The organism is Streptomyces sp. NPDC026377 (genome assembly GCF_055567715.1).
Window position 1 is genome coordinate 38,177 of record NZ_JBVHPV010000003.1, and the last position, 23,966, is coordinate 62,142.

The 23,966-nt window shown below is 72.4% G+C and carries 23 protein-coding genes; 10 read left to right on the plus strand and 13 right to left on the minus strand.

What is annotated here, in order from left to right:
- The first annotated feature begins 111 nt into the window (after window positions 1-111).
- Complete coding sequence (gene rox / locus ACZ4MU_RS07835) at window positions 112-1,560, plus strand: rifampin monooxygenase (RefSeq protein ID WP_467872389.1); 1,449 nt, start codon at window positions 112-114, stop codon at window positions 1,558-1,560.
- Window positions 1,561-1,634: 74 nt separating this feature from the next.
- Here the strand turns inward: rox and ACZ4MU_RS07840 are convergent, their stop codons facing one another.
- From ACZ4MU_RS07840 to ACZ4MU_RS07850, 3 genes are all read right to left on the minus strand, one after another.
- The gene (locus tag ACZ4MU_RS07840) at window positions 1,635-2,423 is read right to left on the minus strand and encodes an HAD family acid phosphatase (RefSeq protein ID WP_467872391.1); all 789 of its coding nucleotides are present in this window, start codon (window positions 2,421-2,423) and stop codon (window positions 1,635-1,637) included.
- A 128-nt stretch (window positions 2,424-2,551) separates the two neighbouring features.
- Window positions 2,552-3,211 (minus strand): leucine efflux protein LeuE, encoded by a 660-nt coding sequence (leuE, locus tag ACZ4MU_RS07845; protein WP_467872394.1) that lies wholly within the window; start codon window positions 3,209-3,211, stop codon window positions 2,552-2,554.
- 147 nt (window positions 3,212-3,358) lie between these two features.
- A complete protein-coding gene (locus ACZ4MU_RS07850; protein ID WP_467872397.1) occupies window positions 3,359-4,378 on the minus strand; it encodes a GlxA family transcriptional regulator in 1,020 nt (339 codons plus the stop codon).
- Between the two features lie 50 nt (window positions 4,379-4,428).
- Between ACZ4MU_RS07850 and ACZ4MU_RS07855 the strand changes: the two genes are divergently transcribed.
- The 4 genes from ACZ4MU_RS07855 to ACZ4MU_RS07870 all read left to right on the plus strand — a co-directional run bounded on the left by ACZ4MU_RS07855 (window position 4,429) and on the right by ACZ4MU_RS07870 (window position 9,259).
- Complete coding sequence (locus ACZ4MU_RS07855; protein WP_467872399.1) at window positions 4,429-5,277, plus strand: dienelactone hydrolase family protein; 849 nt, start codon at window positions 4,429-4,431, stop codon at window positions 5,275-5,277.
- A gap of 132 nt (window positions 5,278-5,409) precedes the next feature.
- Complete coding sequence (locus tag ACZ4MU_RS07860) at window positions 5,410-6,144, plus strand: SOS response-associated peptidase (protein WP_467872402.1); 735 nt, start codon at window positions 5,410-5,412, stop codon at window positions 6,142-6,144.
- Between the two features lie 254 nt (window positions 6,145-6,398).
- Entirely contained in the window at window positions 6,399-8,756 is a 2,358-nt protein-coding gene (locus tag ACZ4MU_RS07865) for an Orn/Lys/Arg family decarboxylase (RefSeq protein WP_467872405.1), read from the plus strand.
- A gap of 185 nt (window positions 8,757-8,941) precedes the next feature.
- A complete protein-coding gene (locus ACZ4MU_RS07870) occupies window positions 8,942-9,259 on the plus strand; it encodes a hypothetical protein (RefSeq protein ID WP_467872407.1) in 318 nt (105 codons plus the stop codon).
- Between the two features lie 37 nt (window positions 9,260-9,296).
- Here ACZ4MU_RS07870 and ACZ4MU_RS07875 read toward each other — a convergent pair whose 3' ends face one another.
- Both ACZ4MU_RS07875 and ACZ4MU_RS07880 read right to left on the minus strand, forming a co-directional pair.
- Entirely contained in the window at window positions 9,297-10,328 is a 1,032-nt protein-coding gene (locus ACZ4MU_RS07875) for a saccharopine dehydrogenase family protein (protein WP_467872408.1), read from the minus strand.
- 236 nt (window positions 10,329-10,564) lie between these two features.
- Window positions 10,565-11,548 carry a LuxR family transcriptional regulator gene (locus ACZ4MU_RS07880; protein ID WP_467872409.1) on the minus strand — a complete coding sequence of 328 codons (984 nt, stop codon included), beginning with the start codon at window positions 11,546-11,548 and terminating at the stop codon, window positions 10,565-10,567.
- 139 nt (window positions 11,549-11,687) lie between these two features.
- Here ACZ4MU_RS07880 and ACZ4MU_RS07885 point away from each other — a divergent pair, with 139 nt between their 5' ends.
- Window positions 11,688-13,097 (plus strand): aminopeptidase P family protein, encoded by a 1,410-nt coding sequence (locus ACZ4MU_RS07885; protein ID WP_467872410.1) that lies wholly within the window; start codon window positions 11,688-11,690, stop codon window positions 13,095-13,097.
- A gap of 58 nt (window positions 13,098-13,155) precedes the next feature.
- On the opposite strand, the gene thpR is transcribed toward ACZ4MU_RS07885, so the two are convergent.
- Window positions 13,156-13,740 carry an RNA 2',3'-cyclic phosphodiesterase gene (gene thpR / locus ACZ4MU_RS07890; RefSeq protein ID WP_467872413.1) on the minus strand — a complete coding sequence of 195 codons (585 nt, stop codon included), beginning with the start codon at window positions 13,738-13,740 and terminating at the stop codon, window positions 13,156-13,158.
- A gap of 97 nt (window positions 13,741-13,837) precedes the next feature.
- Window positions 13,838-14,686, minus strand: coding sequence for an aldo/keto reductase (locus ACZ4MU_RS07895; RefSeq protein WP_467872415.1), 849 nt, complete (start codon window positions 14,684-14,686; stop codon window positions 13,838-13,840).
- Between the two features lie 375 nt (window positions 14,687-15,061).
- Between ACZ4MU_RS07895 and ACZ4MU_RS07900 the strand changes: the two genes are divergently transcribed.
- Window positions 15,062-15,703 carry an endonuclease gene (locus ACZ4MU_RS07900; RefSeq protein ID WP_467872417.1) on the plus strand — a complete coding sequence of 214 codons (642 nt, stop codon included), beginning with the start codon at window positions 15,062-15,064 and terminating at the stop codon, window positions 15,701-15,703.
- 94 nt (window positions 15,704-15,797) lie between these two features.
- Here ACZ4MU_RS07900 and proP read toward each other — a convergent pair whose 3' ends face one another.
- From proP to ACZ4MU_RS07920, 4 genes are all read right to left on the minus strand, one after another.
- Entirely contained in the window at window positions 15,798-17,306 is a 1,509-nt protein-coding gene (gene proP / locus ACZ4MU_RS07905) for a glycine betaine/L-proline transporter ProP (RefSeq protein ID WP_467872419.1), read from the minus strand.
- 217 nt (window positions 17,307-17,523) lie between these two features.
- Window positions 17,524-18,321: a SigB/SigF/SigG family RNA polymerase sigma factor gene (locus ACZ4MU_RS07910; protein ID WP_467872421.1), complete on the minus strand. Its 798-nt coding sequence runs from the start codon at window positions 18,319-18,321 to the stop codon at window positions 17,524-17,526.
- Between the two features lie 421 nt (window positions 18,322-18,742).
- Window positions 18,743-19,138, minus strand: a complete 396-nt coding sequence (locus tag ACZ4MU_RS07915) for a DUF2267 domain-containing protein (RefSeq protein WP_467872424.1) — start codon at window positions 19,136-19,138, stop codon at window positions 18,743-18,745.
- A 257-nt stretch (window positions 19,139-19,395) separates the two neighbouring features.
- Entirely contained in the window at window positions 19,396-19,827 is a 432-nt protein-coding gene (locus ACZ4MU_RS07920; protein WP_467872425.1) for an Hsp20/alpha crystallin family protein, read from the minus strand.
- Between the two features lie 128 nt (window positions 19,828-19,955).
- Between ACZ4MU_RS07920 and ACZ4MU_RS07925 the strand changes: the two genes are divergently transcribed.
- A complete protein-coding gene (locus ACZ4MU_RS07925; RefSeq protein WP_467873562.1) occupies window positions 19,956-20,630 on the plus strand; it encodes a type III effector protein in 675 nt (224 codons plus the stop codon).
- Between the two features lie 33 nt (window positions 20,631-20,663).
- Here ACZ4MU_RS07925 and ACZ4MU_RS07930 read toward each other — a convergent pair whose 3' ends face one another.
- Window positions 20,664-21,611 carry a LysR family transcriptional regulator gene (locus tag ACZ4MU_RS07930; protein WP_467872427.1) on the minus strand — a complete coding sequence of 316 codons (948 nt, stop codon included), beginning with the start codon at window positions 21,609-21,611 and terminating at the stop codon, window positions 20,664-20,666.
- A gap of 136 nt (window positions 21,612-21,747) precedes the next feature.
- Here ACZ4MU_RS07930 and ACZ4MU_RS07935 point away from each other — a divergent pair, with 136 nt between their 5' ends.
- Together ACZ4MU_RS07935 and ACZ4MU_RS07940 are read left to right on the plus strand one after the other, a co-directional pair.
- Entirely contained in the window at window positions 21,748-22,998 is a 1,251-nt protein-coding gene (locus ACZ4MU_RS07935; protein ID WP_467872429.1) for an MFS transporter, read from the plus strand.
- Window positions 22,999-23,148: 150 nt separating this feature from the next.
- On the plus strand, window positions 23,149-23,310 hold the full coding sequence (locus ACZ4MU_RS07940; protein ID WP_467872431.1) for a hypothetical protein: 162 nt from the start codon (window positions 23,149-23,151) through the stop codon (window positions 23,308-23,310).
- Between the two features lie 50 nt (window positions 23,311-23,360).
- Here ACZ4MU_RS07940 and cpt read toward each other — a convergent pair whose 3' ends face one another.
- Window positions 23,361-23,894, minus strand: coding sequence for a chloramphenicol phosphotransferase CPT (gene cpt, locus ACZ4MU_RS07945; protein WP_467872434.1), 534 nt, complete (start codon window positions 23,892-23,894; stop codon window positions 23,361-23,363).
- Window positions 23,895-23,966 lie beyond the last annotated feature (72 nt).

Below are 23,966 nucleotides of genomic sequence, written 5' to 3' on the forward strand. Positions count from 1 at the left end.
CCGCTCCTTGCCACTCTCAAGGTATAGCCCACCAGGGGGCTTGCGGCAAGGCCCCCGTCATCCCGCACAATCACAGGCCGATGCCAGGACCTGCGGAAACGGGAAACTTTGATGATCGACGTGGTCGTTGCCGGCGGGGGACCGACCGGTTTGATGCTCGCCTGTGAACTGCGGCTGCACGGTGTGCACGTCGTCGTACTGGAGAAGCTGACCGAACCCACCGACCAGTCGCGCGGACAGGGTCTGCACGTACGCAGCGTCGAGGTGATGGATCAGCGCGGTCTGCTGGAGAGGTTCCTCGCGGTCAGTGAGAAGTTCCGGGTGGGCGGTCTGTTCGGTGGTGTCGTGAAGGCGTGGCCGGAGGGGCTGGACACGGCCCACCCGTACGGTGTCGCCACTCCGCAGCCGGTGACCGAGCGGCTCCTCACCGAGCGCGCCCTCGAACTCGGCGCCGAGATCCGGCGCGGCTGCGAGGTGGTCGGACTCAGCCAGGACGAGGACGGGCTGGAGGCCGAGCTGGCGGACGGCACCCGGGTGCGCTCGCGCTACCTCGTGGGGTGCGACGGCGGCCGGAGCACCGTGCGCAAACTGCTCGGTGTCGCCTTCCCCGGCGAACCCGCCACGGTCGAGACGCTGCTGGGCCAGATGGAGGTGGCCGAGGACCCGGCCACGGTCGCCGACGCTGTCGCGGAGGTCAACAAGACGCAGTTCCGGTTCTCCGTCACCCCTCCCGACGACGCGGGGGTGTGCCGCGTCGTCGTGCCCGCCGACGGTGTGGCCGAGGACCGCGCGGCCGAGCCGACCCTCGACGACTTCAAGCGGCAGTTGCGCGCCTACGCGGGCACCGACTTCGGTGTGCACTCGCCGCGTTGGCTCTCCCGGTTCGGTGACGCCGGCCGGCAGGCCGAGCACTACCGGGTCGGCCGTGCGTTCCTGGCCGGGGACGCGGCACACATCCATCCGCCGACCGGCGGCCAGGGGTTGAACCTGGGCGTGCAGGACGCCTTCAACCTCGGCTGGAAGCTGGCCGCCGCCGTCAACGGCTGGGCGCCACACGGGCTCCTCGACAGCTACCACACCGAACGGCATCCGGTCGGCGCCGCCGTACTGGAGAACACCCGTGCGCAGATCACCCTCCTCGGCAGCGACGCCGGTGCGACCGCGCTGCGCACCCTCTTCGCGAAGCTGATGGACTTCGAGGAGGTGAACCGGTACGTGACCGGGATGATCACCGCGGTCGACGTCGCCTACGACTTCGGTGAGGGCCACCCGCTGCTCGGCCGGCGGCTGCGGGACGTACGGCTGACGCGGGGGCGTCTGTACGAGCAGATGCGCGGTGGGCGCGGACTGCTGCTCGACCGTACCGGGCGGCTGTCGGTGGAGGGTTGGTCGGACCGGATCGACCATGTCGTCGACTCGGGCGCGGAGTTGGACGTGCCCGCCGTGTTGCTGCGCCCGGACGGCCATGTGGCGTGGGTCGGTGACGATCAGGGGGAACTGCTCGCACACCTGCCCAGGTGGTTCGGTGCGGCGGCGGAGGGCGCGGGACCGGCCCGGTGAACGGGCGCCGGTGCGGGGAGAGGTGAGTGGGGGCCGGGGTGCGCGGGGTGTCCGGCGCGCTCCGGCCGGTCCGCCTAGGGCAGGAAGTACATGGGGTTCGGGATCTTGTACGTCTGGTCGGCGTGGCCGCCCGCGAGGTCGGTGTACTGGTCGCCGAGGTTGGCGACGATGCGGTAGCCGAGGCTCTCGATGTGCCGGCGGGTGCCCGCCTTGTAGTCCACCGTGGAGCAGGTCCAGGTGGGCTTGCCGCAGCTCAGGTAGGCCGGGGGGTTGGCCTTGTCCTTGAGGAAGAAGTGCGCGCTGTCGACCGGGACGCCGTAACCCGCCGAAGTGAGGTTGGTGGCGCTCGCCTCGCGCTGCGAGACGTCGCGGCCGGTGAGGAAGAAGACGGTGACGCCCTTCTTGGCCGCGTAGTTGACCAGGTCGGGCATGCCGAAGACGGCTATGGACCGCGCGCTCCGGACGTAGGCGTCGAAGGCGGTGGCGTTGTACGCGAAACCGTTCTTCTTCTCGTAGTCGTAGGTCAGCAGGGTGGTGTCGTCGACGTCGAGAACGATCGCGGGCTTGCGGCCGTCGCGCCCGGAGTGCTCGGCGGCGTGGGTGATCCGACGCTTGGCGCGGGCCTCGATCGAGGCGACCTGCTTGGCGTAGTTGCTGGTCGGGGAGGCCTGGTAGGCGCCGGTCGAGTCGGGAGCCCCGCCGTAGTAGGCGTTGATCCTGTCTTCGACCTTGGTGATGTTGGGGATTTCCCTGTCGCTCTTCGGCGTGCCGTTTCCGGCGGTGGCCGCGCCGGCGCCGTAGAAGGCGGCGCCGGTGACGGCGAGGGCGGCGACGGTTGCCGCGGTTTTGGTGACAGTGCGCATGGGCAAGATCTACGCGCATCACACACCGTCCCGCCAGGGTGTTTGGGCAATTCTTTACCGCTGGGTAACGAAAGGGTGGATCCGTGGGGACGGACCCACCCTTTCGCGCGGAGAACCGGTGAGGCGGCTCACACCCCGCTGAACGACAGCTTCGCGGCGAAGCCGAGGAAGAGGACCCCGGCCGCGGACGTGGCGCCCGCCGACAGGCGCCTGCGGCGGCGGAAGGCGGCGGCCAGCCGGGTGCCGCTGAATATCAGCGTGGACAGATACAGGAAGCTCGCCAGCTGGAGCAGGGTGCCGAGCACCAGGAACGACAGCGCCGGATAGGCGTATCCAGGGTCCACGAACTGCACGAAGAAGGAGACCAGGAACAGGATCGCCTTGGGGTTGAAGAGGCTGAGCATCAGGGCGCGCCGGTAGGGCCGCTCGGCGGCCGCGTCCTGCTGGAGTTCGTCGGCGGCGCCGGGCTCGGCGGCCGTGTGGCGGTCGCGCCACATCGCGAGCGCCTGGCGCAGCATGCCGAGGGCCATCCAGGACAGATACCCGGCACCGGCGTACTTGACGACGGCGAACAGCAGCGGCGTCGTCTGCAGCAGCGACGCGGCCCCGAGCGCGGAGAGCGTCATCAGCACCGTGTCCCCGGTCCACACCCCTGCGGCGGCGACATATCCGGTGCGCACACCGCGCCGGGCCGCTACGGAGAGCACGTACAGGGAGTTGGGCCCCGGCGCCAGGATGATCAGCACCAGGCCCACGAGGTATGTCGGAAGATCGGTTACACCCAGCATGCGGGGGAGTGTCGCACACCCGTGCGGGGTGGGGTGGGAGTGTTTCACGATGCGGCGCGGGGGTCGGTTGGTGCAGGGCGGAGAGCCCTCCCGTACCCCTAGGCCACCGTGCCGCGCCGGTCCCGCACGCCCACGCCCTGCCTCCTGTCAGCCGGAACCGCGCCGGAAGGCCGCGCGGTAGTCCCTCGGGCGGCGGCCGGTGTGTCTGGCGAAGAGGGCGGCGAACGTCGCGGGGTCCTGGTAGCCCACCGCGGAGGAGATGCCCGCGACGGTGCGGTCCGTCGTCTCCAGGAGATGGCGGGCGCGCCGGACGCGCGAGGACTGCAAATACTCCAGCGGACTCCGGCCCGTCTCGTCGGCGAAGCGCCGCAGCAGGGTCCTGGTGCTCACGTTGAAGGCGCCCGCCAGCGCGGTGAGGTCGTACCGGGCGGCGAGGGTCTGGTCGAGCCGCCGCATGACCCGGTGGGAGAACTCGTTGCCGGGGCGCGGCAGCAGTCGCGCGTCGACATAGGGGGCCTGCGACGTACGGGCGTCGTCGACGAGCGCGACCCGCGCGGTCGTCCGTGCCACATCGGCGCCGCTGTGCCCGCGGATCAGCTCCAGCGCGAAGTCGTACATCGCGCTGAAGGCGGCCGTCGTCGTCACCCCCTCGTCGGTGACGACCAGATGGTCGGAGCGGACTTCGGCGTCCGGGCAGCGCCGGGACAGTTCGTCCGCGAAGAGCCATGACGTCGTCGCCCGGCGCCGGTCCAGAAGTCCCGCCTCGGCGAGCAGGAACGCACCGACGCAGATCGACACCACGGCACGGCCCGCGGCGCCGTGGGAGCGGATCGCCGCGATCTCCGGGGCCAAGGGGGCGAGTACGGCGTCCAGGTCGAGGCCCGGTACGAGCTCGAAACCCGGTACGACGAGGACGTCGACCTCGCGCAGCGGGGCGACGGTCAGGGCCGCGCCGCCCGACGCGGTGACGCGACGGCGGGGCGAGAGGACGGACACCTCGTACCCCGCCCGGTCCGGCCCGGCCACGTGTGCGGCCATCGTCAGCAGATCGGGTACGCCGAACACCTCGGAGGCGAAACACCCCGGGTAGGCCAGGACCCCCACACGCAACGCGCTCACGTCCGCCTCCTCACCGTCGGGGCTGATGGCGAGATTACCGTCATCCATGGCGATCCGGCCCCTCCCGACCTGGGCGCGGCCGAGTCCAGGCTGTCCTTATGAGTGCTGCCGAACAGTGCCGAGACGACGCGATCACGGATTTCTCCCGCCGGCTCGTGGAGATCGACGGAGTGGTGAAGACGGTGTACGTGGCGGGTGCCGGGCCCGCTGTCGTGCTGATGCCGGAGATGCCCGGCATCAGCCCCGACGTCCTGCGGCTGGCCCGGTGGATAAGGGAGGCGGGCTTCACGGTCCACGTCCCCTCGCTGTTCGGGGTGGACGGTGCCTACCCCACGGCTGAAGGCGGAAGCGAGGTCGTACGGCGTGCGTGCGTCAGCGCCGAGTTCCGCGCGTTCGCCCAGGGCGGCACCAGCCCCGTCACCGCGTGGCTGCGCGGGCTCGCGCGCCGGGCGCACGCCGAGTGCGGCGGTCCGGGGGTCGGAGCGATCGGGCTCTGCTTCACCGGCAACTTCGCGCTCACCATGGCGCTGGAGCCGGCCGTCATCGCCCCCGTCGTCAACCACCCCTCGCTGCCGCTGGACGATCCGGCCGGGCTGGAGATCAGCGAGGAGGACGCGGCGGCGGTCCGCGAGCGCGTCGTACGGGACGGACTGAAGGTACTCGCCTACCGCTTCGACAACGACCGCTGGTGCACGGGCCAGCGCTTCGCCGCCTATCGCGCGCTCCTCGGCGATGCCTTCGACGGCCGAGTCCTGGACGGCGGCGACGCCCGTACCGACCCGCCGCCCTTCTTCGCCGATGTGGTGGCCTCTCCGCACAGCGTCGTCACCGCCCACCTCGTGGACGAGGCGGGCCATCCCACGGTGCGGGCCAGGGACGAGATCCTGGCCTTCCTGGCGGACCGGCTGACCCCGCCCGGCGAGCCGTCCGGCGCCCAGGCACTCTGACCGCCCCAGCGCCCAGGCGCTCTCACCGCCCGGCCGCCACGGCAGATCGCCGCCACCCTTCCTGCCGGTCCGCCCGCCGCCGAGGCCATGCGCCCGTGTTTCCGGTGGTGCCGCCGGTGGCACAGTGGTTCCATGTGCGGCCGTTATGTCTCCACCCGCAGCCCCGAGGACCTGGTCCAGCTCTTCCGTGTCACCGACTGGCGTACGGAGGAGCGTCTGGCGCCGAGCTGGAACGTCGCGCCGACCGACGAGGTGTGGGCCGTCCTGGAGCGCACCGCCCGCGGCCACGACGGCGCCGGACCGGCGGGCAGGCAGTTGCGGCCGCTGCGCTGGGGCCTGGTGCCGCCGTGGGCACAGGACGTGAAGGTCGGCGCCCGTATGATCAACGCCCGGGTGGAGACCGTGCACGAGAAACCCGCCTTCCGCCGCGAGTTCCTCAAGCACCGCTGCCTCCTGCCCGCCGACGGCTTCTACGAGTGGCAGCAGGAGAAGGACCCGGCCACGGGCAAGCCCCGCAAGCAGCCGTACTTCATCCACCCCGAGGACGACCGGGTGATGGCCCTGGCCGGGCTGTACACGTACTGGCGCGACCGATCCGTCAAGCACGACGACGACCCCGGCGCATGGCTGACGACCTGCGCCATCATCACCACCGAGGCCACCGACGCGGCGGGCCGCGTCCACCCCCGCATGCCGTTGGCGCTCACCGAGGACCACTACGACGCCTGGCTCGACCCCCATCACCACGACCCGGACGACCTACGAGCCCTGCTGAGCCAGCCCGCGGACGGCCACCTCGACGCCCGCCCGGTCTCCCTGGCGGTGAACAGCGTGCGCAACAATGGGCCGGAGCTGCTGGAGGGGTGACGCCGCTCTCGGGTGGTCGCGTGTCGGGATTTCGCCGTGCAGTGAGGAGCTCAACTCCGCCCCTGCGCCCAAGGTATGGCGCAGGACCGTTTCCGCCGTCCTCCGGCCGCCTCGGTCCCGGCGCCGTGGTGTCGGGTTCAACCCCCCTGTACCCATACGGGTGGTTTACCGTTTCCGGCAAACTCTTCCCCTCCCCGCGCAGGATGCTTGCCATCTGAGCCGTAGCTGTCCGGTGCGACGTGGGTGGAGATGTCATGGCGAACGGTAGTGTCCTGCTGGCCCTGCGCGAGGACCCCCTCGGTGGGGGGGCCGGGGCGGAGCAACTGAGCCGTATCGGGAAGGAGTTGGAGAACCGCGGTCTGGAAGTGCGCTGGGCGCGGACCGCGGAGGCGGCCTGCGCGGCGCTGCGGACCGAGGCGGGGCTGACCGCCGCCGTGGTGGCGTGGGATCTGCCGTCCGCGGGCGGCAAACCCGCCGACGCCGAGCCGTACGGCACGGAAGCGGGAGGCGCGGCCGCACTGCGGCAGATCTCGCGCCGGTTCAAGGACCTGCCGGTCTTCGTCGTCATGGCCGAGGACTCCGACCACGGCCTGGAGCAACTGCCGCTGTGGGTGGCGGAGACCGTCGTCGGGTACATCTGGCCGCTGGAGGACACCCCCTCCTTCATCGCCGGACGGGTCGCCCACGCGGCGCACGCCTACGGCGACGCGGTGCTGCCGCCGTTCTTCAAAGCGCTCCGGCGTTTCGAGGACGCCCACGAATACTCCTGGCACACCCCCGCGCACTCGGGCGGGGTGGCCTTCCTGAAGTCACCGGTGGGCCGGGCGTTCTTCGACTACTACGGCGAGCGCCTGTTCCGCACCGATCTCTCCATCTCCGTGGGGGAGTTGGGATCCCTCTTCGAGCACAACGGCCCCATCGGCGAGGCGGAGCGCCACGCCGCCCGGATCTTCGGCGCCGACCGTACGTACTTCGTCCTGCACGGCGACTCCACGGCGGACCGCATGGTCGGCCACTACTGCGTCACCACCGACGAGATCGCCCTGGTGGACCGCAACTGCCACAAGTCGGTGCTGCACGGTCTGGTGATCTCCGGGGCGCGCCCGGTCTACCTCGTGCCGACCCGCAACGGCTACGGTCTCGCGGGCCCCCTCCCCGCGAGCGAGACCGGAGCGGACGCGGTGGCCGCCCGGATCGCCGCCCATCCGCTGACGCCGGGGGCGGTCTCCCCCCACGCCCAGTACGCGGTGATCACCAACTCCACCTACGACGGCCTGTGTTACGACACCGTGCAGACCGCGCGCGCCCTGGCGCCCAGCACCCCGCGGCTCCACTTCGACGAGGCCTGGTTCGCGTACGCGCGCTTCCACCCGCTCTACGCCCGCCGGTACGGCATGGCCGTGGGCCCGGAGACCTTCGAGGGCGGGGAACGCCCCACCGTCTTCTCCACCCAGTCGACCCACAAACTGCTGGCCGCGCTGTCCCAGTCCGCGATGGTGCACGTGCGTTCGTCTCCCCGCGCCCCGGTCGAACACGACCGGTTCAACGAGGCGTTCATGATGCACGGGACGACCTCGCCGCTGTACCCCGCGATCGCCTCTCTGGACGTGGCCGCCGCGATGATGGACGGTCCGCAGGGGCAGTGGCTGGTCAACGAGGCCATCACCGAGGCCATCCGGTTCCGGCAGGCCGTCGTGCGCCTCGGGCGCCGTATCGCCGCCGCCGGTGACCGGCCGGCCTGGTTCTTCGGCGTCTGGCAGCCCGAGACCGTACTCGATCCGGCCACCGGGTCCCGTACGCCGTTCGCCGACGCCTCACCGGCGCTGCTGGCCGCCGAACCGGGGTGCTGGGAGCTCGACCCCGACGCCGACTGGCACGGCTTCCCCGGTCTGAGCGAGGGCCAGTGCATGCTGGACCCGATCAAAGTGACGCTGACCTGCCCGGGGGTCACGGCGGCGGGCCGCAGCGAACCGTGGGGCATCCCGGCGCGCATCCTGACCGCCTACCTCGCCGAGCGGGGCATCGTGGTGGAGAAGACCGACACGTACACCACGCTCATCCTCTTCTCCATGGGCATCACCAAGGGCAAGTGGGGCACCCTGATGGACGCCCTGATGGACTTCAAGGCGCTGCACGACGGGGAGACCCCGCTGCGGCAGGTGCTGCCCGGGCTCGTCGAGTCCTATCCCAAGCGCTACGGCCACACCACCCTGCGCGGACTGTGCCAGGAGATGCACGAACACCTCACCCGCGCCGACCTGATCGACGCCCTGGACACGGCCTTCCGTGACCTGCCCCGGCCCGTCGTGCCGCCCCAGCGCTGCTACCAGCAACTGATCCGCGGCGGCACCGAACGCCTGCCCCTCAGCGCGGCCGCGGGCCGGGTGGCCGCCGCCATGGTCACGGTCACGCCTCCCGGGATCCCCGTCCTGATGCCCGGAGAGGCCCTCGGCGCCCCCGACGGCCCGGTCCTGCGCTACCTCGGCGCCCTGGAGGCCTTCGACCGCGCCTTCCCCGGCTTCCACAGCGAGGCCCACGGCGTGGTCATCGACCCGGACACGGGTGACTACCTCATCGAATGCGTACGGGAGGAGGACCGGCCGGGAGGGTGAGGGGCCGGGCCCGGATTCCTGCCCGGGACGGGCGGTTCATTCCTGCCCGGAACGGGCCGTTCCGAGGCGTGTCGGCCGAGGAAGAGGGGACCGAGTGGGGGAGGGAGGCGGTTGGGTTCGCCGTCTCGGGGCATTCCAAGGGGATGCCCCCGGCGACCGCGGGGGCCTGCATGGCAGGAGTTTCCATGACCGACTACGTCATCACCGTGCCGGGTACGTTCGTGCACGGCATCACCGACGACCAGCGTTCCGCGGTGGAGCGCAAACTGCGTCCACAGGACCCGTCGAACACCGACTTCGGGGAGAACGAGGACCTCAGCCTTCTGACCCTCCAGGACGGCAACATGTTCTCCGTCCGGCTGGAAGTGGAGGCGGCCACGCGCGACGAGGCCGAGGCGAAAGCCGTGGACCTGCTCACCGCCGCCCTGCGCGACACCGGGCTTGCCGAGGGCGACGCCCCTCTGGGACCGGCGTCCGTCACCGGTATCGACCGCGAGTTCTGAGCTGGGCGGGGCGGGCGGCCCCCACCCATCCGCTTCCCTACGCGTCCAGTTCGACGGCGATGTGCGGGGCCAGCGCCCGCAGGAAGTCGGGCGCGTCGAAGAGCTCGCCCGCCGGGACGACACCGCGCCTCGTCGTCCGCCCGGACAGGATCCGGTGCACCGCTTCCACCGCGAGCGGTGCGCTGACCGCGTAGATGTCCCGGCCCCTCGCCACGGCGCGCCGCTCACGCCCGCCGGAGCGCACCACGACGTCGACGAGGAAAGTCTGCGCCGACCGGCCCCGTTCGTCGACGGCGACCGGGGCCGGGGAGTCCGGCCCGAGCACGTCCGTGACCGCCTCGGCCGTCATGTAGCTGCCGAACTCGGCGACGGTCAGATGGTTCGTGGCGGTGACGGCGTCGGTCGTCACGAACTCCCCGACGACCGTCCTGGCCCCCACCGGCTCGGGAAAGACCCACTCGCCGGTGGGCGCGCTGTCGTCGCGGTACTCCATCCGCCCGTCCGCGAAGCGCAGGCGCCGCCCCTCCCGCCGCGCCCGGGAGACCGCGCCGGCCGCGCGCGTGCCCGCCGTCGGGTGCCAGCTGTCCAGCGCGTACGCGATGTGCGCCTCGTCGGCCTTCTCCCAGTCGCCCATCGCGGCGGTGAGCAGAAGGTCCCCGAGCCCGCCGTAGAAGGCCATCGCGGGCACGACGACCGCTTGGGCGGCCTCGGCCCGCTCCGCGAAGTGCGCGAAGGTGTCGAGCGTGGCCTCGACCTCGCCCGCCACGTCCACGTAGGGGATCCCGGCCCGCAGCGCCGCCTCGATGAGCGGTCCGGCCGTCGTGGCGAAGGGGCCCGCGCAGTTGATCACAGCCGCGGTGCCGGCCAGTACGCGGTCGAGCGCGGCCGGGTCGTCGACCGGCGCCGGACGGACCTCGGACCCCGGCGCGGAGACCGCCGACTCCGCCAGCTTTCCGGCGTCCCGGCCGGAGAGAACCGGCACGAACCCGCGCTCCCTCAGCTCGGCCACCACGAACCGGCCGGTGTGCCCGTACGCGCCGTACACCGCCACCATCTGCCCCGCCACCATGGGTTTCTCCCCGTCTCAAGGCCCGTTCGAAGTCCCGGGCCGATCACCTGCGACCATCCTGGCGGGGACTGATCACTCGGAGGGAGTGTCTGGAACGACATGACCCGCACACTTTCGGACATGCGACGGACGCGACCACGACGCCGCGTCGCCACGGCAACCGGGCGGTGGGCGTGCCGCCGGACGCCCACCGGCGCACCTTCCGTACGCGCTCCCTCCCCGCCCGCCGACCGCTGTCACAGCCACCCCTGCCGCTGTGCCTGCAACGCCAGTTGAAAGCGGTTCGCGGCGCCCAGCCGGGCCATCAGGATCTGGAGCCGGCGGAAGAACGTGCGACGGCTGAGGCCCAGTTCGCGGGCGATGACGTCGTCGCCCGCGCCGCCCGCGAGCAGCCACAGCAGCCGGCGGTCGGCCGGAGGCAGCCCGCCGGGGCGGTCGGTGCTGCCATGGAAGGGCAGGGCGTTCTGCCAGGACTGCTCGAACAGGGCGATGAGCGCGGAGAGCAGCCCACAGGGCTGGACGACCAGCATGGAGTTGTGCACGTCGGCCTCCTTGATCGACAACGAGACCAGCGCGTACGCCTCGTCGATGATCACGAGCTTGACCGGCACCGACGGCAGCACCCTGGCCTGCTCGCCGGCGTTGACACACGGCTCGACGGCCTCCTTCAGATGGCCCGGGTACTCCAGGGACGCCCGCGAGTACACGACGCGCTGCGTCACCCCGCGCGCGAGGGTGGCCAGAGCGTCGTCGGTGGCGCTCGACAGGGGGAAGTACGGCGGTGACTCGAATTGGCGGATCTGCTCGCGGGCGCTCGCCCAGGCCTGGCGCATCCGGGGGCCGACGGCGTCGCCGGTGACGACCTCGACGAGATGGTCGTTGTACGCGGCGAGCCGCTGGCGCCGGAACGACTCGAAGGCGCCCCCGACGGCGATGCGTGACTCCTCGACCTCCGCCGCCCGGTGCCGGGCCAGGATCTCCAGGCCGGCGGCGGGCGGAACCGGCGCCACCACGTCCCCGCCCTCCTCCGCGGGGCTGGCCAGACCGGCGTCGACCAGCTCGCCGTACGCCGCGGTGAGGCCCGCGCCCTCCAGGCCCGCTGCCGTCGCGATCACGCTCAGCGGGGCCGGGGCAAGCTCCAGAAGGGCCAGATAGACCCGGGCCGCCGAGGGGCCGATGCCCAGGAGCCGCAGGGCCTCGCCGAGTTTCGCTTGCGTCATGGACCTCATTATCGACCGCGCCGCCCGGGCCAGGTGGCCGATCCGTGCCAGTGGCACTCCTCGGCGCCGGGCGCGCGCGGCGCGGAGTACCGTCCGCGCAGAACGCACCCCAAGCTCCCTCCAGAGGAAGGTGTACGCCGTGGCGAAAGGCCGGAAGAACGGTCTCTACTCAGGGATCTCCGAGGAACTGTCCGCGCTGATGCGGACGGGGTGGGCGGACACCGAACGGCGCGACCTGCGGCCCGACGAGCAGGCCCCGTACGCCGCCGCCCGCCGTGCCGCGCTCTCCGCGCGCTTCCCGGGCGAGCGCCTGGTGATCCCCTCGGGGAACCTCAAGGCCCGCTCCAACGACGACAGTTACCCGTTCCGCCCGTACTCGGGCTACGTCCACATGACCGCGGACCAGGCCCGCGACGGCGCACTCGTCCTGGAACCCCGGGCGGCCGGCGGCCACGACGCCTACTGCTTCCAGCTGCCCCGGGACAGCAGGGACGACAACGAGTTCTGGACCAGCTCCACCGCGGAGCTGTGGATGGGACGGCGCCGCTCGCTGGCCGAGTCCGAGGTCGTCCTCGGGCTGCCCTGCCGTGACGTGCGCACCGCCGCCGACGACCTCGCCGCCTCCGACGCGCCCACCCGGATCGTGCGGGGCGTCGACCCGGCGCTGGAAGCGGCCGTCGCCACCGACGCGGAGCGCGACGAGGAGCTGGAGGAAGCGCTCAGCGATCTGCGCCTGGTCAAGGACGACTGGGAGGTGGGCGAGCTGCGCAAGGCCGTGGACTCGACCGTACGCGGCTTCACCGACGCGATCGGCGAGCTCTCCCGGGCCATCGCGTCGTCCGAGCGGTGGATCGAGGGCACCTTCTTCCGCCGCGCCCGCCTGGAGGGAAACTCCGTCGGTTACGGCACGATCTGCGCCGCCGGTGAGCACGCCACGATCATGCACTGGACCGACAACGACGGCCCGGTCCGCCCGGGGGACCTCCTCCTGCTCGACGCCGGTGTCGAGACGCACACCCTCTACACGGCTGACGTCACCCGCACGCTCCCCATCAGCGGCACCTTCACACCGCTTCAGCGCAAGGTCTACGACGCGGTGTACGAGGCGCAGGAGGCCGGGATGGCGGCCGTCAAGCCCGGCGCCGCCTACCGTGACTTCCACGAGGCGTCCCAGCGCCATCTGGCGGCCCGGCTCGTCGAGTGGGGGTTCATCGAGGGCCCGGCGGAGCGCGCCTACGAACTCGGCCTCCAGCGCCGCTTCACCATGGCCGGAACCGGCCACATGCTCGGCCTGGACGTCCACGACTGCGCGCAGGCCCGGAACGAGGAGTACGTCGACGGCGTCCTGGAGCCGGGCATGGTGCTCACCGTCGAGCCCGGCCTGTACTTCCAGCCGGACGACCTGACCGTGCCCGAGGAGTGGCGCGGCATCGGCGTCCGCATCGAGGACGACCTCCTCGTCACGGCCGACGGCCACGAGAACCTCTCGGCCGCCCTGCCGCGTTCGGCGGACGAGGTCGAGGAGTGGATGGCCCGCCTCGCGGGCTGAACGGGCGCCCGGCCGGGTCCCGGCCCGTCCCCCTCCGGCCCCCGGGTCGGGCCACCGGTCACGGCCCCGCGCCCAATCGCCACGCCGCGATGTCCCGGTAGCGGATCGGCCCGGGTCCCCGGCCGACGTTGCTGGCGACCAGGTGCAGGCGTTCCGCCTGCCAGGTCCGGCCCGTGAACCCGGCGAGCGCGTCGGCGACCTCCGCCACGCTGGAGGTGTCGTCGCGGCGTGCGCGGGCCAGCGTCAGATGGGGGCGCAGGGGCCGGTCCTCGAAGGCCACTCCGCACGCCCTGATCACGTCGCGGACCTCCTTGGTGAGCAGGTGCAGCCCGTCGGTGTCCCCCTCGATCCCGCTCCACAGCACCCGCTCGTCGAAGTGCCCGCCGCCGCGCAGCGCCAGTGACAGGGGCTGGTTCGCCGCCGCCAGGGCGGCCAGCGGCGGCTGGAGGAGCGGGACCGTCGCCGCCGGGAGCTCGCCGAGGAACGCCAGGGTGATGTGCCAGTCCTCGATACGGTTCCACCGCAGCCGGGGGTACGCCGCGTAGGCGGGCGCCAGCTCGCGCGCCAGCTCCTCCTTCGCGTCGTCGGGCGGGGCGAGCGCTATGAACACGCGGACGGTCGGGGGGCTGGACTGTTCGTTCACGCATGACTTCGTACACCATCGGCCGCGGGAACGGAGAACGGGCTCCGCCCTCGCCCGGGCGAGGCGGCCGTCGGTCCGCCCGCCGGTGGGCCGCCGGTCAGTCGTCCAGGGTGCTGGTGCCGAGGCGGCCGGCCATCACCGGGTCGCGGTGGTCGAAGAAGAGCGAGGCCCCGGTGTCCAGGGCGGCGACGGCCGCCATCTGGTCGGCCGTGAGCTCGAAGTCGAAGACGTCGAGGTTCTCCGCCATGCGCTCGGCGCGGACCGACTTGGGAATGACCACGACCTCCCGCTGGATGAGCCAGCGCAGGACGACCTGTGCCACGGACTTGCCGTGCGCGGTGGCGAGCCCGACGAGTACGGGGTGGGTGAACAGATTGTTGCGCCCCTCGGCGAACGGCCCCCACGACTCGATCTGGACCCGGCGCCGGCGCATGAGCTCCTGGTCGGCGGTGCGCTGGTGGAAGGGGTGGGTCTCGACCTGGTTGACCGCGGGTGTGATCTCGTTGTGGTCGATGAGGTCCACGAGCCGGTCGGGGTAGAAGTTGGACACACCGATGGCCCGGACGAGCCCCTCGTGGTGCAGGCGCTCCATGGCCCGCCAGGAGCCGTAGACGTCGCCGTAGGGCTGGTGGATCAGATACAGGTCGAGGTGGTCGAGGCCGAGCTTGCGCAGCGAGGTCTCGAAGGCGCGCCTGGCCCTGTCCTCACCGGCGTCGGAGACCCACAGTTTGGTGGTGACGAAGAGTTCCTCGCGCGGGATGCCGCTGCTCTTGACGGCCCGCCCGACGGCCTCCTCGTTGCGGTAGGCGGCGGCCGTGTCGAGCGAGCGGTATCCGGCGGCGAGGGCGTCGCTGACGGCCTGTTCGGTCTCCTCGGGCGGGATCTGGTAGACGCCGAAGCCGAGGATCGGCATCTCGACACCGTTGTTCAAGGTGACGGTCTGCATGGAGGGTCCTTCCGTACACAGGGGCCTGGGGGCACACGCCGACGCCTCCAGCCTGCCTCTCGCACGGACGACAGGCGGACCGCGGCGCGCGGCGGCGAGCCGTGTGGGCCGTTCGGCGGGGCCCGGCGGCCGGGGGGCGGGTGAGGTCGGCATCCTCCTCGCCGAGCGGCTGCCCGGCGCGCGTGTGACGGTGGGGGAGAGGGGTACTCGCGCGACGAGTCGAGGAACCGCGACGAGTCGAGGAACCGGGACAAGGAACCGCGGAATCTCTGAGCGTGCCCCGGCCTTCCCGCCGCGAGGGCACCTGTATCCCGCCTGTCCCGCCCCGAAATCGACCGGACCCGGTCGGGTCCGACCGGGTCCGGAAGGAGCACCATGACACCGCGCGTCACGGCCGAGCGCCTGTTGCAGGAGTACGGAAGGACCCACGCGGAAGAAGCGGGCATCCGTCTGCGGGACACCCCGTCCCCGCTGTATCAGCTGCTGACCCTCTGCGTGCTGTTCTCCGTACGGATCAAGGCCGACATCGCCGTGGCGGCGGCCCGCGAGCTGTTCGGGGCCGGGATGCGGACGCCGCGGGCGATGCTCGCGGCCTCCTGGCAGGACCGTGTGGACGCGCTCGGCCGCGCGCACTACCGCCGCTACGACGAGAGCACGGCCACCGCGCTGGGCGCCGGGGCCGAACTCCTCCTCGACCGGTACGGCGGAGATCTGCGGCGGCTGCGCGAGAAGGCCGAAGGCGATCCCGGCCGGGTGCGCGAGCTGCTGCGGGAGGCCCCCCGGATCGGGCCGGTGGGCGCCGACATCTTCTGCCGGGAGGCGCAGGGCGTCTGGCCCGAGCTGCGCCCCGCGTTCGACGACCGGGCGCGGCACGCCGCCGCGGAGCTCGGGCTGCCCCGGACACCCGAGGGCCTGGCGGAGCTCGTCGCGGAGGAGGACCTGCCGAAGCTGGCGGCCGCGCTGGTACGGGTGGAGCTCTCCAAGGGGGCCGTGGAGGCCCTGCGCGAGACGGGCTGAAGCCGCGCCCGGAGCGCCCGCATCGGGGGCCCGGGCACGGTGCCGCGGTTCAGTCGACTGGTGTGCCCTGGTGTGGAAGTACCTGTGCAGGGAGTCAGTCGCGGTGGTCCCCCGGCGGGCGGGCCCACGGGTGGCGGAGGCGGATCCAGATGTCCCGCGCCTGGCGGCCCGCCGCCGTGCGGCTGTGGGCGATGATGCGGTGTGCCTCGTCGGGGGTCTCGACCATCGGGCCGGAGCCGCGCAGCGGCTTGCCCGCCGTCTCGTGCAGGAACAGCGTGGAGACGAGACCGATGAGCCCGGCCACCATCAGGTAGTACGCCGGCACCAGGTCGTTCCCCGTCACTTCCACGAGCGCGGAGGCGAACAGGGGCGTCGTGCCGCCGAAGAGCGACACCGAGATGTTGAAGGCGATGGACAGGGCGCCGTACCGCAGCCGGGTGGGGAACAGGGCCGGAAGCGTGGAGGCGGCCGTGCCCGCGAAGCAGACCAGCAGCAGACCGAGGATCGCGCAGCCCACCGCCGGGAACAGGATGCCGCCCTCGCGGATGAGCAGGAACGCGGGTACGGCCAGCACGATGAGGGCGATACTGCCCGCGAGGAAGACGGGCCTGCGGCCCCAGCGGTCCGAGGTGTGGCCCACGGTGGTGATGGTGAGGACCACGAGAAGCATGGTGCACAGCACCAACAGCTGTGCCGTGGTGTCGTCCTGGTCCAGGGCGACGGTCATGTACGTGGGGAGGTAGGAGGTCACCATGTAGTTGGTGACGTTGTACAGCAGCACCAGGCCCATGCAGATGAGCACCGCGTGCCAGTGCTGGGTGAAGATCTCCTTGAGGGTTCCCTTCGCCGTCGCGGGGGCCTCCTCGGCCGTGGGGTTCCCGCTCTCCGCGGCGGCGTACGCGGCCTCCTTCTTGAAGGCCGGGGTCTCCTCCAGCTTCATCCGCATGTACAGGCCGATGAGGCCGAGCGGTCCGGCGACGAAGAAGGGGATGCGCCACCCCCAGTCCTCCAGCCCCTGGGTGCCGAGTGCGGCGGTGAGGACCGTGACCAGGCCGGACCCCAGCGCGTAGCCGACGAAGGTGCCGAAGTCGAGCCAGCTGCCGAGGAAGCCCCGGCGCCGGTCGGGCGCGTACTCCGCGATGTAGGTGGTGGCTCCCGCGTACTCGCCGCCCGTCGAGAAGCCCTGGACGAGCCGGCAGAGGAGGAGCAGCAGGGGAGCTGCGACGCCGACCGTCGCGTACGAGGGGAGGAAGCCGACCGCGAAGGTGCTCGCCGCCATCATGATCATCGTTGCGGCGAGCACCTTCTGGCGGCCGATCCGGTCGCCGAGCGGGCCGAACACCAGCCCGCCGAGCGGCCGGACCAGGAAGGCCGCGGCGAAGGTGGCGAAGGTCGAGACGACCTGGACGCCCGGCGAGCTCGCCGGGAAGAAGACCTTGCCCATGGTGCCGGCCAGATAGGCGTAGACGCCGAAGTCGAACCACTCCATGGTGTTGCCGAGCGCGGCCGCCGTCACCGCGCGGCGTACCTGGGGCCGGTCGGCGACCATCACGTCCGCGCTGCTCAAGGAGCGCTTGCGGCGCCGGAGCAGGGTGCGGAGCATCTGGTCGGTCCGCGCGCGGCCCCGGCCTGGGACGGGCGGACGACGGGTGGGTCCTGGCATGGGGAGAGGCCTCTCTGCCGGGGCGCGGCGCGACGCCGGTGCCCCTTCATTCTTCGAGGCAACAGGGCCCTTGGGCATGTCTACTGGTCTCTCCGGGTGAATCGTGTACGGGTACGGGCGCCCCTGCGGCAGGGCGCGGCCTGCCGGGCCGCGGGTGTCAGGCGGCGTGTTCCGCTAGCGCCTCGCGGCGGACGCGGGTGCAGGTGCGGTTGAGCAGCCGGGAGACGTGCATCTGGGAGATGCCGAGCTCAGCGGCTATCTGGCTCTGGGTCATGTCGCTGAAGAACCGCATGTAGAGGATCTTCGACTCGCGCTCGGGCAGCGCGCGCAGCGCGGGTTTGACCGCCTCCCGGTCGACGACGGTGTCGAAGCCGGGCTCGGTCGCCCCGAGGGTGTCGGCCAGCGAGAGCCCGTCACCACCACCGCTCCCGGGACCGGACTCCGCCTCCAGGGAGAGGCTCTTGAAGGAGTCCAGGGCTTCCAGCCCGTCCCGGACGTCGTCCTCCTCGAGTCCGCAGTGCGCGGCCAGCTCGGCGATCGTGGGCTCACCGGGGTGCGCGGTCTGGAGCTGCCGGCGCGCCGCCCGGACCTTGTTGCGGGCCTCCTGGACGCGGCGGGGGACGTGGACGGCCCACAGGGAGTCGCGGAAGTGACGCTTGAGTTCGCCGTTGATGGTCGGGATCGCGTACGCCTCGAACGCGCCGCGCGCCACCTCGTACCGGTCGACGGCCTTCACCAGCCCCATCGCCGCGACCTGGTACAGGTCCTCCAGCTCGGCCCCGCGGTTGCGGTACTTGGCGGCCAGGCGCTGGGCCATCGGCATCCACCGCGCCACCAGGTCCTCGCGCAGCGCGTCGTGTTCCGGGCCCTCCTCCAGGGAGTTGAGCCGGGCGAAGGCGTCATGGGTGTCGGGGGCGTCGTCGTGGTTCCGCTTGCGAGCGAGGCTGTTGGGCATAGCGCGGGCTCCTGCACGTCGGGGGTGTGGGTGACGCCGCCGAACCTCATGTGACCAGGGCGCGTCCGGAGTTGACGTCTCCGGGACACACGCGTCCAGCGGGCGTGCCTCCGGTCCGAAGCACGACTCGCGCCTGCCCCGCTCCCCGTGGCGAAAACGTCCGCGTTCGGGCCCGGCCGCGTAACCGGCCCCCGAACGGGCCGGACCGCACCAGGAGCCTAAGCGGGGAGAGGTTTCGGGGCGAGGCGGGTGACCCATTCGGCGGACGCCGACGGGCCACCGGCTCGGGGGAGCGTCGCGGGGAACGCGTCGGCCGGAGCCGCGTGGTCGGGGGTGGTGCGGCTCCGGCCGGATCTCGACGGTCGGGGAATGCGGGAGCGGAGGGGGCGTGGGCCCTCGGGAGGAGGAGCGGCGCCGTGCCCTAGGCGGCCTGCGTCAGCTCCGCCCGGCCGAACAGCAGCGCGTACCCCGTGGGAAGGTCGTTCAGGATGCGGGTGAGGAGCTCGGGGCCGGCCAGGGCGGCGACGGTGGACAGAACCGATCCGGTGTCCCAGCGGGTGGTGGCGAGGGGCGCCCCGGCGCGGCCCGCCAGATCCTTGACCAGCGCCCAGCCGGTGAGCGGCTGGGCGTCGGGAACCTGCTCGGTGAGGATGCGTGCGGCCTCGTGGGGCAGCCGGGCGGCCAGTTCGACGCGTTCCTCACCGGTCAGTTGGCGTCCCAGCCCCGACACGACCAGCCGTACGGCTTGCTCGGCCCGCTCCCGGGTCGGATACGCGCCTTCGTAGCGGACCTTCTCCAGCATCTGCTCGTAGGTCATCGCGCGTGCGGGCCGAGGTGCTGTCTGCAGGTCGGAGATCACTGCGGTCGTTGCCTTTCTGTCGCCGAGGACGGAGGGGAGCAAGGGCCCGGCGGGTCGGGGCGGCGCGCCGGGCGGGGGAGGGGCGGGCTCGGCGCCGGCCGTTCGAGGGGCCTGCGCGTGGGCCGCGCGTGTGTGGTGCGGACGTGCGGGGGACGGACCGGGGGAGGGGGCGGGGCCGGTCCGTCCTCCGTGCCGTCGGGCCTGGCCGGTCCGGCTCAGGCGCGGATCTCCTTGCGGGAGGACTCTCCGCTGATGGTGATCTTGCGGGGCTTGGCGCGTTCGGCGATCGGAATGCGCAGGGTGAGCACCCCGGCCTCGTAGTCCGCCTTGATGCGCTCGGTGTCGAGCGTGTCGGCCAGCACGAGCTGACGCGAGAAGGCGCCCATCGGCCGCTCCGACAGCTCCGTCTGCACACCGTCGGCCTTGGTGACGGGCCGGCGCTCGGCCTTGACGGTCAGCATGTTCCGCTCGACGTCGATGTCGATCGCCTCGGCGCTGACGCCCGGAAGGTCGAAGGCCACCACGTACTCGTCGCCCTCGCGGTAGGCGTCCATCGCCATCGCGGACGGCCGGGACCAGCTGCCCGGGGTAATGAGCTGCTGGGCCAGCCGGTCGAGCTCACGGAAGGGGTCGGTGCGCATCAACATCGTGAAACACCTCCAGAAGGTTCGGGCAGTACCTGCCAATGCGCCTCACGGGAAACGTTGTACCATGTCATCCAATGGATGACAACCACGGTGTCGTCGACACGACGACAGCAGGGAAGGAGGCCCCCATGGCAGGCGCTCAGCAGCCGTCCTCCGCACGTGACGAGGCCCGGAGTCCGGCCTCGTTCCTCGCCGCCGCGGCGGCCCTGGAGACCATCGACAACGCGCTGCGCGCGGCCCGGGACGGCGGGCCCGGCGGCACGTCCGCCATCGGCGGCGACGGCCCGGAGCGGGCGCTGGCCTCCCTGCTGCTGCTGCGGCAGGTCCGTGAGCAGCTCGCCGGATGGGAGACCGGCCTGATCGAGACGGCCCGGGAGGCGGGCGCCAGCTGGGCCGACCTCGCCCACCCCCTCGGCGTCGCCAGCCGTCAGGCCGCCGAGCGCCGGTATCTGCGCAACCGGCCCGGCCTCGCGGGGAGCACCGGTGAACAGCGGGTGCAGGCCACCCGTGAGAAGCGCGCCGCCGAGCGCACGGTCGCCGCCTGGGCCCGCCACAACGCCGCCGATCTGCGCCGACTGGCCGGCCAGATCACCGCTCTCACCGACCTCCCCGCCGCGGCCCGGATACCGCTCCGCCGCCTCGACGCGGCCCTCGGCCAGGAGGATCCGGCCGACCTCATCCACCCCCTGACCGCGACCCGGCCCTATCTGGCCGGCCCCCACCCCGACCTCGCCGCCCGGCTCGACGCCCTCCCGAAGGCGGATACGGACGGAGGTGCGGCGGGCGCGGGAGCCGTCGGCTGACCCAGCGGGGCGGGCCGGCCCGGCCCCCTCACCTCACGCAGCTCCTTCGCCGCACTGGGCCCACGCGGGCGCCCACGTCCCGATGGGGGAGTGGCCGGCGCGCCGGGCGCGGAGGTCGGCGCGGAGTGCGGTGAGGGTGGGGTGCGTGTTGTCCCGGTGCCAGATCAGGGAGTGGGGGTACACCGGGGCCGGATCCCGCAGAGCGATACGGCGCAGACCGTGGTCCGCGGGCCAGACCAGATGGGTCCGCTCGCCCACGAACGTCGCCAGGGACCGGGAGTCGGCGATGGTGTCCAGCAGGGGCTCGGTCCCGAAGTCGGGCCCGGTGATCTCGATGGTGAGGGCGAACGCGGCGGCCAGGGCGTCGTAGTAGGCGCCCCACTCGGTGCCGGGAACGAGGCCGGGCATCCAGATCCGGTGCCCGCGGAGTTCGGCGGGCGTGACCACGCGCGCGGAGGCGAGCTCGTGGGCCGGGCCGGTGAGCAGCTGGAGGGGCTCGTCGAAGACGCGCGCGGACTCGATGTCCTCGGGGAGGCGGCGGCCGGGCATGGTGACGGCGCGGAAGGACGCGTCGATCGTGCCGGAGCGGATGGCGTCGACGGCCGCGTCGGCGTCGAAGAGCGTCACGACGTCGAGCTCGGCCCCGGGGTACGTCCGGCGGAAGTCGCGCAGCAGGGAGGCAGGGGCGAGGCGTCGCCCGATCACGTCGACGCGCAGCGCACGGCTGCCGGGGCGCACGGAGGCCAGAGCCCGCTCCTCGGCCCGCAGAAGGTCGCGGGCGTGGGGCAGGAACGCCTGTCCGTCGATGGTGAGCGTGGCTCCCCGCGCGTTCCGCGTGAACAGACGGACGCCCAGGCTCTTCTCCAGCGTGGCGATCCGCTTCGAGACCGCCTGCTGGGTGACCGAAAGGGCCGCGGCGGCGTCCTGGAAGCGTCCTGCGTCGGCGGCCGTCACGAAGGTGCGCACAGCGTCGAGGTCCACGCCTGCGATCGTAGGGGGACAACCAGCGGTTGTGCGGCCGGGGCTGTCCGGTTGTTTGCTTTCGACGCCCACTCCTCGCTTGGATGCCGGTGGTCGGCGTGGGGTCGTACGAAGCGGTCGAGGGGCGTGGCGGGGTATGCGGGGTCGCAGGGCGCTGGGGCGGCGCTTCGGATGGCTGTGGGCGGCGTTCGCGGTCAGCTCCTACGGCTCGGGGCTCGGCTTCGGCGCTTTCCCCCTGATCGCGGTCATCGTGCTGCACTGCGGACCGGCCCGGGTGGCGGCGCTGGCCGCGGCGGGGCGGGCGGTGGGCGCCCTGGTGGCGGTGCCGCTGGGGCCGTGGATGGAGTTCCGCCGCAAGCGGCCGGTCATGGTGGCGATGGACCTGATCCGGTTCACGGTACTGATGAGCATCCCCCTGGCGTTCGCGCTCGGCCGCCTCACCTTCACCCAGCTCCTCCTCGTCTCCGTGGTGACCGCCGCGGCCGACATCGCCTTCAAGGCGGCCTCCGGGGCGTACCTCAAGGCGCTCGTACCGCCGGAGGACCTGCTCGTCGCGAACAGCCGCTTCGAGTCCACGACGTGGACCGCGACCACGGTCGGCCCGCCGCTCGGCGGGGCCGCGATCGGTCTGCTCGGCCCGGTGACCACCGTGGTCGCCGACGCGGTCAGCTACCTCCTCTCGGCCCTCGGCATCCGCGCCATCGGCGGGACCGAACCGCACCCGGCACGGGCCGCCGCGCCACGGCTGCGCGCGGGCGACCTCCTCGAAGGATGGCGCCACATCCTGACCCACCCCACCCTGCGCCCGCTGTTCCTCAACACCCTCGCGGTCAACGGCCTGATCATGGTCACCGAGCCGCTGATGGCCGTTCTCCTGCTGGACCACCTCGGGTACGCCCCCTGGCAGTACGGTCTCGTGTTCGCCTCCCCGTGCATCGGAGGCCTGATCGGCTCCCGCCTCGCCCGCCCCCTCGCGGCCCGCTTCGGGCAGCACCGGGTGATGCTCACGGCCGGGGTGCTGCGTGCCTGCTGGCCGGTGGGGCTGGCGTTCGTCGGCCCCGGCGCGCCCGGGATCGTCCTGATCATCACGGTCCAGCTGGGCCTGGTGACGTGCTGCGGCCTGTTCAACCCCCTGCTGGCCACCCACCGCCTCGAACACACCGACCCCGGCAAGCTGGCCCGTACCCTCACCGCGTGGTCGATCAGCACCAGCGTGGCGATCGCGGCGCTGACCGCCGTGTGGGGCCTGCTGGCGGCGATCACCAGCCCGCGCGCGGCGATCGCGGCCGCGGGTGTCCTGCTGCTGGCCACGCCGCTGCTGCTGCCGCGGTGGAAGGAGAGGGGCGCGGAGGCGAAGGAGGAGGAGCGGGCGGTGGCCGTCACATGACGCCACCGCATCGCCCCGGGCGCCCCGCGGGTCGGCGTGCCCGCGCCCCGCGAGGACCGGTTCCCGGCCGCGTGAACCCCGAAAAGCGCCGGAACCAGCCCACCCCGGGGCACGTGGTGACGGTCATGAAACGAACGGAGAGGACTGCCTATGGACGATGATCCACCCCTGTGGGCACTGCTGGTGTTCCTCCTGACCATCGGGGGCGTCGTGGCCGCCGTAGGAGTCGCGGTGATCGTCAGCGTGCTGGGCCTGTTCCTCGCGGTGAAGGCGTGGCTGCGCGGACGGGGCCGGGGAGAGACCGGGGGGTGACGGCCGCGGCCACGGGTGCCGGGCCGCGCACCGGGCGTCGTCCTCGGCGATCAACCCAGGCGGGCAGCGATGGTTCGCGCCGTCGTCAGGGGCTCCGTGTGGGTGGTGTCCACCTCCAGGTCGTACGACACCCCTTCGTGCACCGCCGTCGCCTGCGCCTCGGCCATCCCCCGTACGCGATCTCCTCGGGCCAGCTCGCGGCCCGCGGCGACCTCGGCGTCGCACCTGACGCCGACCCAGAGCACGGACAGTCCGCCGAGAGCCTTCTGCCAGCGCCGCTGGGATTCGGCCCCGCCGAGGAACACGTCGTCGATGATCACTCTGGCGCCCGCGCGGGCCATGGCCGCGATGCCCTCCCGCCACGCCGCCTCCAGCGCCAGGAAGTCCGCCCCGACGCTGACCCCGCCGTCCGCGCCGATCGTGATCCCGTCGTCCGATGTCCGCATCTTCGCGGGCATGGCGTCGACGAACGAGTCACACCCGAACGTCAGCCACGGATCGGGGAGTACGGCCTGGAGGCACCGGACGATCCCGGACTTCCCCGCGCTGGAACCGCCGTTGAGGATGATCATCCGAGTCGTCACCGCGCCACCGTACGGGGCCGCCTTCGCGGGGCACAACGGATTTCGGCGGCGGTGTCACCGGACGTGTGCCCG